This window comes from Pseudomonas sp. LBUM1662 (assembly GCF_059695915.1).
On sequence record NZ_CP166793.1, the window covers coordinates 2,126,414 to 2,140,413 of the forward strand.

Consider the following 14,000-nt stretch of genomic DNA (forward strand, 5'->3'; position numbering starts at 1 on the left):
CTCGGTCATGTGGCCGAGGCTTTAAGATTCAAGTAGGGCGGGCTCCTCTGGAAGCCGCCCTTTTTTGTGCAAGAGCATTATGCAAAGCAGCAGCAACCTATTTCCTGTCGCCCTGATCAGCGCCGAGCGGCGCGGCGATCTGAGCGAAGATGTCTATCGTTTGAAACCCGGCAACAGTCCTGATGGCACTGTGGAGTTGGCTGTGACCCGTTTGGGCATGGCGGACGAGCCCGCGCACGGTGGCGTGCCGGTGATCCTGTTGCACGGCAGCTTTTCCAATCGCCGGTTCTGGTTCTCGCCGAAAGGGCTGGGGCTGGGCGCCTACCTGACGCGCCTGGGCTTCGATGTCTGGATTCCGGAGATGCGTGGCCACGGCCTGTCCCAGCGCAACCAGGACTACCGCAAGAACCGCGTCAGCGACTATGCCCGTTACGATCTGCCGGCCATTGGCGCATTCGTGCGTGAGCAGAGCGGCCAGGTCCCGCACTGGATCGGTCACTCGCTGGGTGGCATCACGCTGGCGGCGGCACTGGGTGGGGAATACATCGGCGAGCCTGTCGTTGCGTCTGCGGCGTTCTTCGGTACGCAAGTCAGTCGCACCTACTGGCCGTTGAAGATTCCACCGGTGGAGTGGAGCGGGCGCTTCATTCTCAAGCGTTTTGCCCAGCTGTCCGGTTCACGGCTCAAGCGCGGTCCGGAGGACGAGCCGATTGGCCTGGCCCTGGAAAGCATGCGCTGGTATGGCCTGTTCGGGCGTTTCGGCGATGCCGACAAGGATTGGTGGGCGGGCTTGGCCGGGGTTCAATTGCCGGTGCTGGCCGTGAGTGCCGCCGGCGATCATCAGGATCCGGCGTGGGCGTGCCGCAAGCTGTTCGATCAGGTCGGCTCCGAACACAAGCAATTCATCAACCTTGGCCGCGAGCAGGGCTTTGGCGATAATTTTGGCCACGTGGAAATGCTCGTCAGCAAAGCCGCTCAAGCCGAAGTCTGGCCGTTGGTGGCGCGTTGGCTGGTGGATCAGCAAACGCCTTTGCTGGGAGAAAAGCCGGATTTGGCCGCGGCAATCTGAGCCTGATGCTCTGACAAGGGCATTTCGCTCTGTTCGGCTTGAGGCTAAGATATGACGCATTGTGCTGTTCCGGTCACTTTGCGACACACTCGATTGTCTTCCTCTTTACAGGAGTTTCTCGATGAACCATTACCTCACGCCCGACCTGTGCGACGCCTATCCGGAGCTGGTGCAGGTGCTGGAACCGATGTTCAGCAATTTCGGCGGCCGTGACTCATTCGGCGGCGAAATCGTGACCATCAAGTGTTTCGAAGACAACTCGCTGGTCAAGGAACAAGCCGAGCTCAAGGGCAATGGCAAGGTGCTGGTGGTCGATGGTGGCGGTTCCCTGCGTCGTGCGCTGCTGGGCGACATGATCGCCGAGAAAGCCGCGAAGAACGGTTGGGAAGGGCTGGTGATCTATGGTTGCATCCGTGACGTCGACGTCATCGCGCAGACCGACCTGGGGGTTCAGGCCCTGGCCAGCCACCCGATGAAGACCGACAAGCGCGGAATCGGCGATCTCAACGTGGCGGTGACCTTTGCAGGCGTGACCTTCCATCCGGGCCATTACATCTATGCGGACAACAACGGCGTGATCATCTCGCCAAGCCCGCTGAAGATGCCTGAATAAAGTCGCGAATCAACAAAGGGGTGAGGATGTTCGAGGAAGACAACGCGCAGTGGGGGCTGGTGCATGCCCTGGTGCTGGATGGTAAAGGCGGTGCGCGTTCGATAGCCCGGACTGAACTCGATGACTTGCAGCTGCAGGCCCATGAAAGCCTGTGGCTGCACTGGGATCGCAGTCACCCGCAAACCCAGACCTGGCTGCGTAAATCCAGCGGTTTGAGTGAATTCAGCTGTGACCTGCTGCTTGAAGAGAACACCCGGCCGCGTCTTCTGCCGCTGCCGGACTCCGAACTGCTGCTGTTTCTGCGTGGGGTCAACCTGAACCCGGGCGCAGAACCGGAAGACATGGTCTCGGTGCGCATTTTCGCCTCCGCCCAACGGGTCATTTCCCTGCGTTTGCGTCCATTGCGCGCCACCGATGAGTTGCTGGTGCAGCTCGGCGAAGGCAAAGGGCCGAAAACCGCCTCCGAACTCATCCTTTATATGGCTCAGTACCTCACCAACAAGGTGCAGGATCTGGTCAGTTGCCTCTCGGAAGTCGTCGATGAGGAAGAAGAAAAACTGGATGCCGACGAACGGTATACACCCGAGCACGGATCCATTTTGCAGATCCGTCGCCGGGCTGCTGCACTGAAGCGTTTCCTTGCTCCGCAGCGGGAAATTTTTGGACAGCTGACGCGGATCAAACTGCCGTGGTTTGTCGAAGACGATGGCGATTACTGGAACGAATTGAACAACAGCCTGACCCGTTATCTCGAGGAGCTGGAATTGACCCGGGAGCGGGTGGGGCTGGTCCTCGAGGCCGAAGACAGGCGTTTGAGCGTGCGCATGAACCGCACGATGTACCGCTTCGGGATCATCACCGGAATCTTTTTGCCGATGAGTTTTCTGACCGGACTTCTGGGTATCAACGTCGGTGGCATTCCGTTCTCGGCGAGCCCTTATGGCTTCCTGATCGCGTGCCTGATGATGGTCTCGGTGGCGCTCGGGCAGTGGTGGTTATTTCGACGTTTGCGCTGGGTGTGACGATGACTCATGTGACCCGGGCAAATTTGACCGCGTCTTTCACAGACATCACGAGAGGTGCGTATGCACGATCCGTTTGAACAGTCTTTGCGCGACATGCTGAACGCTTCGCCGTCCACCCGAGACGACGATGCGTGCCTTGGGCGTGTCCTGAAAACCGCCAACCGCCAGGTCGGCGCCGGTGATCTGTTCAGCCTGCTGGGCCGCTGGCTGCCCGCGCTGATGATTGCCCTCAATAACGGCTCGGCCCACGTCTCGCCGGTATCCCGTCACCGTAAACCTACCGTTCGCACCGCTGATAAGGCTGATTGAATATGGAACTCGACCTCTGGACTCAGAGCCTCGTCACTGCAATGACTGCGTTATGGACAAAGGTGGCAAATTTCATTCCGAACCTGTTCGGCGCACTGGTTGTGCTGCTGTTGGGTTTCGTCGTTGCGAAACTTTTGGACACTTTGTTGTCCAAGTTGCTCGCCAAGCTGGGCCTTGATCGCCTGATGGGTGGCACCGGTCTGACTAAATTACTGTCCCGGGCCGGCCTCCAGGTGCCGATCTCGACCTTGATTGGCAAGATTGTCTATTGGTTCGTTCTGCTGATTTTTCTGGTTTCTGCCGCAGAATCCCTTGGACTTGAGCGAGTTTCGGCTACGCTGGACATGCTTGCGCTGTATTTGCCGAAAGTATTTGGCGCCGCGCTGGTGCTGCTGGTGGGTGTTTTGCTGGCGCAACTGGCCAATGGGCTGGTGCGTGGAGCAGCAGAGGGCGTGGGGCTGGATTACGCCGCAGGTCTGGGGCGTATTGCCCAGGGCCTGGTGATCATCATCAGTATTTCGGTCGCGATCAGCCAGTTGGAGGTCAAGACTGACCTGCTCAACCACGTGATTGTGATCGTTTTGATTACCGTTGGTCTGGCAGTTGCGCTGGCCATGGGGTTGGGAAGCCGGGAAATTGCCGGTCAGATTCTTGCGGGAATCTATGTGCGTGAGTTGTATCAGGTTGGGCAACAAGTGCGTGTTGGCGAGGTCGAAGGTCAGATCGAAGAGATCGGCACGGTTAAAACCACATTGCTGACCGATGAGGGTGAGCTAGTCTCTCTCTCCAATCGGATCCTGCTGGAACAGCATGTGAGTAGCCGCTAATCCGGCAAACCCTGCTAATGTATGCCGCCGCAAAGTGCCCTGTAAGGGCTGCGGCGGACATTGACCTGACTGTCGGCCCGACTTGTTTTGAATAAAGCTCAATCGCTCTCCACGCGCTACGACCCCCGCGAGCTCTCTGATGAGGAGTTGGTCGCGCGCTCGCATACCGAGCTGTTTCACGTAACGCGCGCCTATGAAGAACTGATGCGGCGTTACCAACGAACATTATTTAACGTCTGCGCACGATATCTGGGGAACGATCGCGACGCGGACGATGTCTGTCAGGAAGTGATGTTGAAGGTGCTGTATGGCCTGAAGAACTTCGAGGGGAAATCGAAGTTCAAGACGTGGCTGTACAGCATCACGTACAACGAATGCATCACACAGTATCGGAAAGAACGGCGAAAGCGTCGCTTGATGGACGCTTTGAGTCTGGACCCCCTCGAGGAAGCATCTGAAGAAAAGATGCCGAAACCCGAGGATAAGGGTGGACTTGATCGCTGGCTGGTGTATGTGAACCCGATTGACCGTGAAATTCTGGTGCTACGATTTGTCGCAGAGCTGGAGTTTCAGGAGATCGCAGACATCATGCATATGGGCTTGAGTGCGACAAAAATGCGGTACAAACGTGCTCTAGATAAATTGCGTGAGAAATTTGCAGGCATTGCTGAAACTTAGTTCGGCGCAAATATCTCTTACGTGTAGGCAAGTTCTGATAGACTTGCCGCCGAGTTGTCCCCCGGTTTGCGGGACTGCTTCACAATCACCAGATGGGGATTTAACGGATGAAACTGAAAAACACCTTGGGCTTGGCCATTGGTTCTTTGATTGCCGCCACTTCTTTCGGCGCTCTGGCACAAGGCCAAGGCGCAGTTGAAATCGAAGGCTTCGCAAAGAAAGAACAATTCGACAGCGCTCGTAACTTCAAGAACAACGGCAACCTCTTCGGCGGTTCCGTTGGTTACTTCCTGACCGACGACGTAGAACTGCGTCTGGGCTACGACGAAGTGCACAACGTTCGTTCCGACGACGGCAAGAACATCAAGGGCGCCAACACCGCTCTGGACGCTCTGTACCACTTCAACAACCCAGGTGACATGCTGCGTCCGTACGTATCGGCTGGTTTCTCTGATCAGAGCATCGGTCAGAACGGCAGCAACGGTCGTAACCGTTCCACCTTCGCCAACGTTGGCGGCGGTGCAAAACTGTACTTCACCGAAAACTTCTACGCTCGTGCCGGCGTTGAAGCTCAGTACAACATCGACCAAGGCGACACCGAGTGGGCTCCAAGCGTCGGTATCGGTGTGAACTTCGGTGGCGGCTCCAAGCCTGCTGCTGCTCCAGTTCCAGCACCAGCTGAAGTCTGCTCCGACAGCGACAACGATGGCGTGTGCGACAACGTTGACAAGTGCCCGGACACCCCAGCCAACGTAACTGTTGACGCTGATGGCTGCCCAGCAGTTGCTGAAGTTGTTCGTGTTGAGCTGGACGTGAAATTCGACTTCGACAAGTCGGTAGTCAAGCCTAACAGCTACGGCGACATCAAAAACCTCGCTGATTTCATGAAACAGTACCCATCCACCAGCACCACTGTTGAAGGTCACACTGACTCCGTCGGTCCTGACGCTTACAACCAGAAACTGTCCGAGCGTCGTGCAAACGCCGTTAAGCAAGTTCTGACCAACCAGTACGGTGTTGAATCGTCCCGCGTTCAGTCTGTTGGCTACGGCGAATCCCGCCCAGTTGCTGACAACAAAACTGAAGCTGGCCGCGCTGTAAACCGTCGCGTAGAAGCGCAGGTTGAAGCTCAAGCTAAGTAATTAGCCCGCAGCTCTGAGAAAAGCCCGGCTTAGGCCGGGCTTTTCTTTGTCTGCGATTTGGGTTTCTGCGAGTTCGGGCGGTATTCCGAAAAGATCGCAGCCTCGTTGCTCTCGTCAGCTCCTGCATTGGAGCGCATCTTCCTGTAGGAGCTGTCGAGTGCAACGAGGCTGCGATCTTTTGATCTCATCACTGGCCGCTACAGCGCCGATCACCAGGATCGCCGGGCTTTTGAGTTCGAAGCTGTGGGCATCTTCTTCCATGGCCGTCAGATCGCTCCAACATTCCCGTTGGTGCGGCAGGGAAGCGTTTTCTATCATTGCCACCGGCGTATCCGCCGCCATCCCCCCAGCCAGCAGTTGCTCGCGAATCTCGCTCAGCTTCGCCACACCCATATAAACCACCAACGTCGTGCCGCCTTGCGCCAGGGCCTGCCAATTCAGACTGCTGCCATCCTGAGTGTGGGCGGTGACCAGCGTTACGCCGCGGGCAACGCCCCGCAGGGTCAGCGGAATATCGCATTGCGTGGCACCCGCCAGCCCGGCCGTGATGCCGTTGACCAGTTCGACCTCAACCCCGCGCTCGCGCAGCCACTGCGCTTCTTCACCGCCGCGACCGAAGATGCACGGATCGCCGCCCTTGAGCCGCACCACGCATTTGCCATGGCGGACATAACGCAGCATCAGGCGATGAATGAAGGCTTGAGGGGTAGAGCGACAGCCGCCGCGCTTGCCCACGGGAATGATCCGCGCGCCGGGACAATGCTCCAGCACCGCGTCATTGACCAGATCGTCGATCAGCACCACATGCGCTTCTCTCAACGCCCGAACAGCCTTGAGGGTCAGCAATTCAGGGTCGCCGGGACCCGCACCCACCAGCCAGACTTTTGCGCTCATCGTATTTTCCTCACGAGATGACGGCGATCGGCTGCGCAGCGGCAGCCAGCAAACGCTTGATTTCCGGGACGCAGGAACCGCATTGCGTGCCGCAGCCCAATTCCTGTTTCAAGCCCTGCAAGTCCAGGCCACGGCTGATGCCGGCACAGACCGCGCGTTGGCTGACGTTTTTGCAGTTGCACAGGGTTTTTGTGCCGACTGCCGCTGTTTCGGCGTTGCCCGGAGGCGCGCTCAGCGGTGCCAGCAGCAAGCGCCGTAGTTGTTGGTCGGCGCGGCCCTCAAGCCAAAGGTTTTGCAGCCAGTGTTGGGCGAGGGTTTCACCGGCCAGGCGAATCGCGGTGATCCGGCCGTTCTCGATCCGCACGCGTTTGCCAATGGAACGCCGTGGGTCGTCATAGGCCAGTACCGGACCGTCGTTGAGCGCCAGGTGTTGGTCAATATCACGCAAAAGTTGCGGATCAGGCGCGATGGCGCTGGCAGCGCGTATCAGCAGCGCGGGGCGTTCGCGACCGATTAGGCTGAGGCTCGCGTAGGAAAACGCCTCACAGAGCGGTCGTAGCGTCTCAAAATGCTGTTGAACATTGCCTTCGATCAGGGCGAATAGCCGCCACGGCAACTCAACAGGCTCAAGTCGCACGCCGCTGTGTTTGAGTTCTGGCTGTTTCGACAGCGGATCGAAGGCGGGCAGGGTGAGCGTATTCACGCCGCCCTTGAGAAAACGGTCACCAAAATGCATTGGTAGAAACGCCTGGCCGGGGCGCACGCAGTCGTCGCTGGCGACCGGCACGATCACCGCGCCACGCCGACTTTCCAGGTTGATCAGATCGCCGGGTTGCAAGCGATGCCGGATCAGTTCATCCGGGTGCAGGCTCAACACGGCTTCGCTGACATGTCCGAACAGCTGCGCAGCGGTGCCGGTGCGGCTCATGCCGTGCCATTGATCGCGCAAGCGACCGGTCATCAACGTCAGCGGGAAGTGTGTGTCGCGCTGTTCCTTGGCGGCGCAATACGGATCGGCCACAAACCGGGCGCGTCCGTTGGCGGTCGGGAATATGCCGTCGAGGTACAGGCGGGCAGTGCCGATGCTGGCGCCAGCGGGGAAGGGCCATTGCTGTGGGCCGAGGCGGTCGATCAGCTCATGACTGATGCCGGACAAGTCCAGATCGCGCCCGTGGGTCAGGTGTTTGTATTCGTCGAAGACCTGCGCCGGCGTTTCAAAGGTAAACAGGCTGTCTTGGCCGGGGCGTAGATGGTGTTCCAGGCGTTGTGCGAAATCCACGGTGATTGCCCAGTCGGAACGCGCTTCACCCGGTGCGACGATGGCCTGGCGAACGTGGGAAATACGCCGCTCGGAGTTGGTCACCGTGCCGTCCTTTTCGCCCCAACTGGCAGCGGGCAACAGCAGGTCGGCAAATGCCGCGGTTTCGGTGGTGCGAAAGGCTTCCTGCAATACCACAAACGGGCAGGCTTCCAGGGCGGCGCGCACAGCGGTCTGGTCCGGCAGCGATTGGGCGGGGTTGGTGCAGGCGATCCACAGGGCTTTGATTTTTCCGCTGCGAACCTGCTCAAACAGCTCGATCGCAGTGAGCCCGGTGTTTTCCGGCAGTTGATCAACGCCCCAGTAAGCCGCCACTTCCGCGCGATGTTCGGCATTGGCCGCTTCGCGGTGGCCTGGCAGCAAATTCGACAGACTGCCGGTTTCCCGTCCGCCCATGGCGTTTGGCTGACCCGTCAGGGAGAAAGGTCCTGCGCCGGGACGGCCGATTTGCCCGGTGGCCAGGTGCAGATTGATCAGCGCACTGTTTTTGGCGCTGCCGGCGGTGGACTGGTTCAGCCCCATGCACCACAGCGACAGAAACGTTTTGGAGGTGCCGACCCATTCGGCGCATTCCTGCAATTGCTCGACGCTGATCCCGCACAGCTGCGACACCATCGGTGGCGTGTAATCGCGCACCAGGTTCTTCAGCTCGGCCAAACCTTCGGTGTGAGCCTGGATGAAGTCGCGGTCGATCCAGTCTTCCCACAGCAACAGGTGCAAAATCCCATGGAACAAGGCGACATCGGTCCCGGGAAGAATCGCCAGGTGCAGGTCAGCCAAATCGCAGGTGTCGGTACGACGAGGGTCGATGACGATGACTTTCATCTGCGGACGACGGGATCTGGCTTCTTCGAGGCGACGAAACAGCACCGGGTGGGCGTAGGCCATGTTGCTGCCGACGATCATCACGCAGTCGCTCAACTCCAGGTCTTCGTAGCTGCACGGCGGCGCATCGGCGCCCAGGCTGCGCTTGTAACCGACCACCGCCGACGACATGCACAACCGCGAATTGCTGTCGATGTTGTTGGTTCCCACCAGCGCTCGCGCCAGTTTGTTGAAGGCGTAATAGTCTTCGGTCAGCAACTGCCCGGAAATGTAGAACGCTACGCTGTCCGGGCCGTGTTCGGTGATGGTCTGGGCGAAGACATTGGCCGCGTGATCGAGGGCGGTGTCCCAGTCGGTGCGGCTGCGGGCCAGGCCTTTGCCCAGGCGCAATTCGGGGTACAGCGCTCGCGCCGTCAGGTCGCCGGTCAGGTGCAGGGTCGAACCCTTGCTGCACAATTTGCCGAAGTTGGCCGGGTGGCTCGGATCGCCGCTGACGCCGAGGATTTGCTCGCCGTCATGCTCGATCAGCACGCCGCAGCCGACCCCGCAGTAGCAGCAGGTGGAAGCGGTGATCTGGTTCATCAGCTTGCTTCCCGACCAGGGTGTTTTGCGTCGCCGAGGGCCAGCCCCAGAAACGAAGAGCTGCCAAACATCAGGTGATCGCGGATCTCGTCGATGGCGTGATTCTCACGGATCTGCCGGAAATACCAACCGCCATCTTCCGTATCGCCGTACAGACAGGCGCCGACCAGTACGTCGTCCTTGATCACCAGTTTTTTGTAGATGCCGCCAATCGGGTCGGAGAGGGTGATGGTCTCGGTGCCTTCGCCACCCATGAAGTCGCCGGCGGAAAACAGGTCGATGCCGGTGACTTTCAGTTTGGTCGAGGTGACCGAGCCCTTGTAGGTGGCGAAGCCCAGCTGCGCGAGGTGGTTGGCGCAGACCTTGGCTTGCTCGAACAGCGGCGCGACCAGGCCGTAGGCGGTGCCACGGTGGCTGGCACACTCGCCAATCGCGTAGATCCGTGGGTCGTAGGTTTGCATCGTGTCATTGACCAGAATCCCGCGGTTGCAGGGGATGCCGGATTTTTCCGCCAGTTCGGTGCTGGGGCGGATGCCGGCAGCCATCACCACCAGGTCGGCGGGGATGATGTCGCCGTTCTTGAATTCAACCGACCCGACCCGGCCGTTACCGGCATCGTGCAGGGCCTGGGTTTGTTCGCGCAGGCGAAAATGCAGGCCGCGGGCTTCAAGCGCAGTTTGCAACAGTTCACCGCTGGTTTTATCCAGTTGCCGCTCCAGCAGCCATTCGCCGATGTGCACCACCGTGACGTGCATGCCGCGCAGCATGAGGCCATTGGCGGCTTCCAGGCCGAGCAGGCCGCCACCGATCACCACGGCGTGCTTGTGGGTTTTCGCGGTGTCGATCATGGCCTGGGTGTCGGCGATGTCGCGGTAGCCGATCACGCCCTGCAAGGTATTGCCGGGAATCGGCAGGATGAACGGGGTCGAGCCGGTGGCGATCAGCAGGCGATCGTATTCGGCTTCGGTGCCGTCATCGGCGATCACGCGACGTTTGATCCGGTCGATCTCCACCACTTTGCGGTTGAGCAGTAACTTGATGTTGTTGTCCAGGTACCAGTCGAGCTCGTTGAGCACGATCTCTTCAAAGGTCTGTTCGCCAGCCAGCACCGGCGACAGCAGGATGCGGTTGTAATTGGTATGGGGTTCGGCGCCGAAGACCGTGATGTCGTACAGCTCATTGCTCAGCTTGAGCAGCTCTTCCAGGGTGCGGACCCCGGCCATGCCGTTGCCGATCATCACCAGTTTTAGTTTTTTCATCAGGTTCTCCGGGGAGCTCGGACCCGCCTCAACAGGGCTTTCGGGTCTTGCTCGACAAATTTTGCGCAAACAAAAAAAGGCGTCCCGCTAGTTACCTAGCGAGGACGCCTTTGTCCTGGTCCCGTTCTCTCGGGGAGCGCATCCTTCGTCGTTGAAGGCTGGGCTTTATGTCTGTTGGGAGAGGTAATGCAGTGGTTGTGCCAAGTTGCCAGAACCCGTATTTAAAGAGGGAAATAACAGTTTTGAGTCAAAGCGTCCGACTTATTGCACCGAATCAAAGCGCGTCGCCCATTAATGGAGCGGCCTTTATTTAGATTTTCGTGTCCGTAATTGCGCCTTCGCGAGCAAGCCCGCTCCCACATTGGCAATGCGCTCACCTTGTGGGAGCGGGCTTGCTCGCGAAGGGCGCGACTGGGTATCAACCATGAAACACGAAAACCAACAGCACCAGATTCACCACCAACGACACCAGCGCCAACGTCCGCCAGACCTTCAACGGCTCACGCTCCAGCAACGGTCTGGGCCGCACACTCAAACTGCGCCGCTCGCCCTGTTCCAATAGCAGCAACCATTCTTCCGCCGTTTCAAAGCGCTGACCCGGATCCGCCGCCACCGCGCGCTCCAGGCTTTGCGCGATCCAGTCCGGCAGGTCGGGGCGGTAGCGGCTGGCGCTGACAGGCACGCCAAACCGTGGACGCTGGAAGGCCTCAATTTCACCGTAGGGATAATGCCCGGTCAGCAGTAAATACAGGGTCACACCGACGGCGTACAAATCCTGTTGCGGTGTCGGAGCCTCACCGCCAAAGGCTTCCGGTGCTATGTAGCTGGGGGTTCCCGGCAGGGCAGAGGGCTGATCTTCGGACAAACCTGGGCAGTAGGCGAGGCCGAAATCCAGCAGGCGCAACTCACCGTCGTCGCCCAGCAACAGGTTCTCCGGTTTGATATCACGATGAAGAATCTGTCGGCGATGCAGCATGCCGACGGCCTTCAGCAGGCGTTCGGCCAGATCCTGCCATTGCGCCAGCGGCAGCGCTGCAACACGTTCGTGCAACTCCGCCAGGGTTGATCCGGAATATTCGCGCATCACGTAGTACAAATGCTGACGCTGACTGGCGGCATGGACTTCAGGAAAATGCCGTCCGGCCACGCGTTTGAGAAACCATTCCTCCGACAGCAATGCCTGCCCGGCCAAGTGATCGTCGCGCAGCGCAGCGGGCAAGGTTTTCAGCAGCCAGGGTTGTTGTTGGCTGTCGCGAACCCGATAGAGCAACGATTGCTGGCTCTGGCCGAGAATCCCTTCGACCTGCCAACCCTCGAACGTCTGACCCGGTTTCAGCGCGGGAGGCAGCGGCCATTGCTGCAAATGAATCAGCGCGTCGCCGATGCTCGTTTCACCGAGGGCATCGACCCGCACCAACAGGGCGCTGGCATTGTCCTGGCTGCCAGCCAGATGCGCAGCGCTGACCAAGGTTTGCGCAGCGCTGTGCAAGTCCGGTTGATCGCGCAGAATCGCCGCAATAGCCGTGTCGCCCAGCACCGCCCAGATGCCATCGCTGAGCAGCACAAAGCTCTCATCGAGGCGCAATTCACCGTCGAGAAAATCCAGGACCAGATGCTGATCGAGCCCCAGCGCACGCTTGAGCACATGCTGCATGCCCGGTTGATCCCAGACGTGATCCTCGCTGACCCGTTGCAAGGTGTCGGCGTGCCAGCGATAAACCCGGCAATCGCCCACATGCGCCAAGGTAAAACGCCTGCCGCGCATGACCAAGGCACTGACCGTGGTGAGCAGCGGTTGCCCACCGCCATTGGCCTGCAGCCAGCGATTTTGCGCCAGCAGCAGGCGGTCCAGCGCTTGCGCGACACCCCAGGTTTCCGGGGTGGCGTAATAGTCCAGCGCCAGGGCCTGCAAGGTCGAACGGGCGGCGAGCCCGCCGTCGGCGCACTGGCTGACCCCGTCGGCGATGGCGAACAGGTAACCCTTGCTCGCCGCCAGCGCCGGGGCCGGAGTGACCAGGCGCAGGGCGTCCTGATTTTCCTCGCGAGGGCCGATGGCGCTCGCTTCGGCAAAACTCAGTTGCAGGCTCATTGCGGTCTCAGACCCGGGCAGCGGTCACAGCGGCCGAACCCCAAGTGGTTCTCCAGCGACGTTTCACCCCGTGCAGACCGAACCAGGCGAGTACGCCGAGGCTGGCGAACAACCACAAGGCCAGTTGATAGCTGCCGGTGCTTTGCTTGATCGCACCCATGCCCGCCGCCAGGGCGAAACCGCCGATGCCGCCGGCCATGCCGATCAAACCGGTCATCACGCCGATCTCCCGACGAAAACGCTGCGGCACCAATTGGAAAACCGCGCCGTTACCCGCACCCAGACCGAGCATGGTGCAGACGAAAAGCGCCAGTGCCGCGTAGGAACTCGGCAGGTTGAAACCCACCGCCGCGATGCAGACCGCTGCGACCGTGTACATGCCCAGCAACGTGCGGATACCACCAAAACGGTCAGCCAGTGCGCCGCCCAATGGACGCATCAGGCTGCCACCGAACACGCAGGCCGCGGTGTAGTAGCCGGCGGTCACAGGGCTCAGGCCGTATTGGTCGTTGAAGTAGCCGGGCAGGGCGCTGGCCAGGCCGATGAAGCCGCCGAAGGTCACGCTGTAGAAGAACATGAACCACCAACTGTCGCGGTCGCCCAGTGCTTTCAAATAGTCGGACATGGACTTGGCTTTCGGCCGCTCAGGGGCGTTTTTGGCCAGCCAGGCGAACACGATGATGGTCAGGATCAGCGGGATCAGGGCGAAACCGAACACGTTGCTCCAGCCGAAGGCGGCCGCCAGCACCGGGGCGATCAATGCGGCGAGCACGGTGCCCGAGTTGCCGGCACCGGCGATGCCCAAGGCCTTGCCTTGATGTTGCGGCGGATACCATTGCGAGGCGAGCGGCAGCGCGACGGCGAACGACGCACCGGCCATACCGAGGAACAGGCCCAGCACCAGCGCCTGCTCGTAGCTGTGGATGCCGAGTTTCCAGGCACCGAACAACGCACAGATAACGATTACCTGGCCGATCAGCCCGGCAGTTTTTGGCGACAGTCGATCAGCCAGCAAGCCCATCACAAAGCGCAGCACGGCGCCGGCCAGAATCGGCGTGGCGACTACGAGCCCGCGCTGTTGGGTGGTCAGGTGCAGGTCGGCGGCGATTTGCACCGCCAAGGGGCCGAGCAGGTACCAGACCATGAAGCTCAGGTCGAAATAGAGGAACGCTGCGAACAATGTCGGCGTATGACCGGATTTCCAGAAGCTTGAATTCATCGCGCACCTCAGCTGTAGGGAGTCTCGAGAAGGAGTCAGGAGCTTGCAGGTGGGGCGCCGCCTCGGCCGCACCACCGGCCCCGATCTCTGGGGCCAAAACGAAAAAACGCCGCCACCCGATTCGCCATGGGCAAATGAGGTGAGCGACGTC

Annotated in this window: 11 protein-coding genes and 1 pseudogene; 7 read left to right on the plus strand and 5 right to left on the minus strand. The window is 60.0% G+C overall.

Annotation, left to right across the window (positions count from 1 at the left end; translation table 11 throughout):
- The first annotated feature begins 79 nt into the window (after positions 1 to 79).
- From ACA049_RS09670 to ACA049_RS09700, 7 genes are all read left to right on the plus strand, one after another.
- The gene (locus ACA049_RS09670; RefSeq protein ID WP_497334948.1) at positions 80 to 1,069 is read left to right on the plus strand and encodes an alpha/beta fold hydrolase; all 990 of its coding nucleotides are present in this window, start codon (positions 80 to 82) and stop codon (positions 1,067 to 1,069) included.
- Positions 1,070 to 1,190: 121 nt separating this feature from the next.
- The gene (gene rraA / locus ACA049_RS09675) at positions 1,191 to 1,682 is read left to right on the plus strand and encodes a ribonuclease E activity regulator RraA (protein WP_027922555.1); all 492 of its coding nucleotides are present in this window, start codon (positions 1,191 to 1,193) and stop codon (positions 1,680 to 1,682) included.
- Between the two features lie 26 nt (positions 1,683 to 1,708).
- Complete coding sequence (gene cmaX / locus ACA049_RS09680) at positions 1,709 to 2,704, plus strand: divalent cation transporter CmaX (protein WP_497334950.1); 996 nt, start codon at positions 1,709 to 1,711, stop codon at positions 2,702 to 2,704.
- A gap of 63 nt (positions 2,705 to 2,767) precedes the next feature.
- Positions 2,768 to 3,016 (plus strand): hypothetical protein, encoded by a 249-nt coding sequence (locus tag ACA049_RS09685; protein ID WP_007944521.1) that lies wholly within the window; start codon positions 2,768 to 2,770, stop codon positions 3,014 to 3,016.
- Between the two features lie 2 nt (positions 3,017 to 3,018).
- Positions 3,019 to 3,843 (plus strand): mechanosensitive ion channel family protein, encoded by an 825-nt coding sequence (locus tag ACA049_RS09690; RefSeq protein ID WP_008027407.1) that lies wholly within the window; start codon positions 3,019 to 3,021, stop codon positions 3,841 to 3,843.
- Between the two features lie 87 nt (positions 3,844 to 3,930).
- Positions 3,931 to 4,521, plus strand: a complete 591-nt coding sequence (gene sigX / locus ACA049_RS09695) for an RNA polymerase sigma factor SigX (protein WP_131062998.1) — start codon at positions 3,931 to 3,933, stop codon at positions 4,519 to 4,521.
- A gap of 107 nt (positions 4,522 to 4,628) precedes the next feature.
- A complete protein-coding gene (locus tag ACA049_RS09700) occupies positions 4,629 to 5,663 on the plus strand; it encodes an OmpA family protein (protein WP_497334952.1) in 1,035 nt (344 codons plus the stop codon).
- A 114-nt stretch (positions 5,664 to 5,777) separates the two neighbouring features.
- On the opposite strand, the gene cobA is transcribed toward ACA049_RS09700, so the two are convergent.
- The 5 genes and pseudogenes from cobA to ACA049_RS09725 form a co-directional block, all read right to left on the minus strand.
- Complete coding sequence (gene cobA, locus ACA049_RS09705) at positions 5,778 to 6,557, minus strand: uroporphyrinogen-III C-methyltransferase (RefSeq protein WP_497334954.1); 780 nt, start codon at positions 6,555 to 6,557, stop codon at positions 5,778 to 5,780.
- Positions 6,558 to 6,567: 10 nt separating this feature from the next.
- Entirely contained in the window at positions 6,568 to 9,282 is a 2,715-nt protein-coding gene (locus ACA049_RS09710) for a nitrate reductase (protein ID WP_497334956.1), read from the minus strand.
- 2 nt (positions 9,283 to 9,284) lie between these two features.
- A pseudogene (locus ACA049_RS09715) lies at positions 9,285 to 10,541 on the minus strand (NAD(P)/FAD-dependent oxidoreductase); the annotation flags it as partial.
- Between the two features lie 418 nt (positions 10,542 to 10,959).
- Positions 10,960 to 12,630 carry a bifunctional protein-serine/threonine kinase/phosphatase gene (locus tag ACA049_RS09720; RefSeq protein WP_497334958.1) on the minus strand — a complete coding sequence of 557 codons (1,671 nt, stop codon included), beginning with the start codon at positions 12,628 to 12,630 and terminating at the stop codon, positions 10,960 to 10,962.
- Between the two features lie 7 nt (positions 12,631 to 12,637).
- Entirely contained in the window at positions 12,638 to 13,849 is a 1,212-nt protein-coding gene (locus tag ACA049_RS09725; protein WP_403100710.1) for a nitrate/nitrite transporter, read from the minus strand.
- Positions 13,850 to 14,000 lie beyond the last annotated feature (151 nt).

Bases quoted from the DNA above. Each gene is read 5' to 3' on its own strand.
- ACA049_RS09670 (WP_497334948.1), top strand. From the start codon at position 80: ATGCAAAGCAGCAGCAACCTATTTCCTGTCGCCCTGATCAGCGCCGAG.
- rraA (WP_027922555.1), top strand. From the start codon at position 1,191: ATGAACCATTACCTCACGCCCGACCTGTGCGACGCCTATCCGGAGCTG.
- cmaX (WP_497334950.1), top strand. From the start codon at position 1,709: ATGTTCGAGGAAGACAACGCGCAGTGGGGGCTGGTGCATGCCCTGGTG.
- ACA049_RS09685 (WP_007944521.1), top strand. From the start codon at position 2,768: ATGCACGATCCGTTTGAACAGTCTTTGCGCGACATGCTGAACGCTTCG.
- ACA049_RS09690 (WP_008027407.1), top strand. From the start codon at position 3,019: ATGGAACTCGACCTCTGGACTCAGAGCCTCGTCACTGCAATGACTGCG.
- ACA049_RS09700 (WP_497334952.1), top strand. From the start codon at position 4,629: ATGAAACTGAAAAACACCTTGGGCTTGGCCATTGGTTCTTTGATTGCC.
- cobA (WP_497334954.1), bottom strand. From the start codon at position 6,557: ATGAGCGCAAAAGTCTGGCTGGTGGGTGCGGGTCCCGGCGACCCTGAA.
- ACA049_RS09710 (WP_497334956.1), bottom strand. From the start codon at position 9,282: ATGAACCAGATCACCGCTTCCACCTGCTGCTACTGCGGGGTCGGCTGC.
- ACA049_RS09720 (WP_497334958.1), bottom strand. From the start codon at position 12,630: ATGAGCCTGCAACTGAGTTTTGCCGAAGCGAGCGCCATCGGCCCTCGC.
- ACA049_RS09725 (WP_403100710.1), bottom strand. From the start codon at position 13,849: ATGAATTCAAGCTTCTGGAAATCCGGTCATACGCCGACATTGTTCGCA.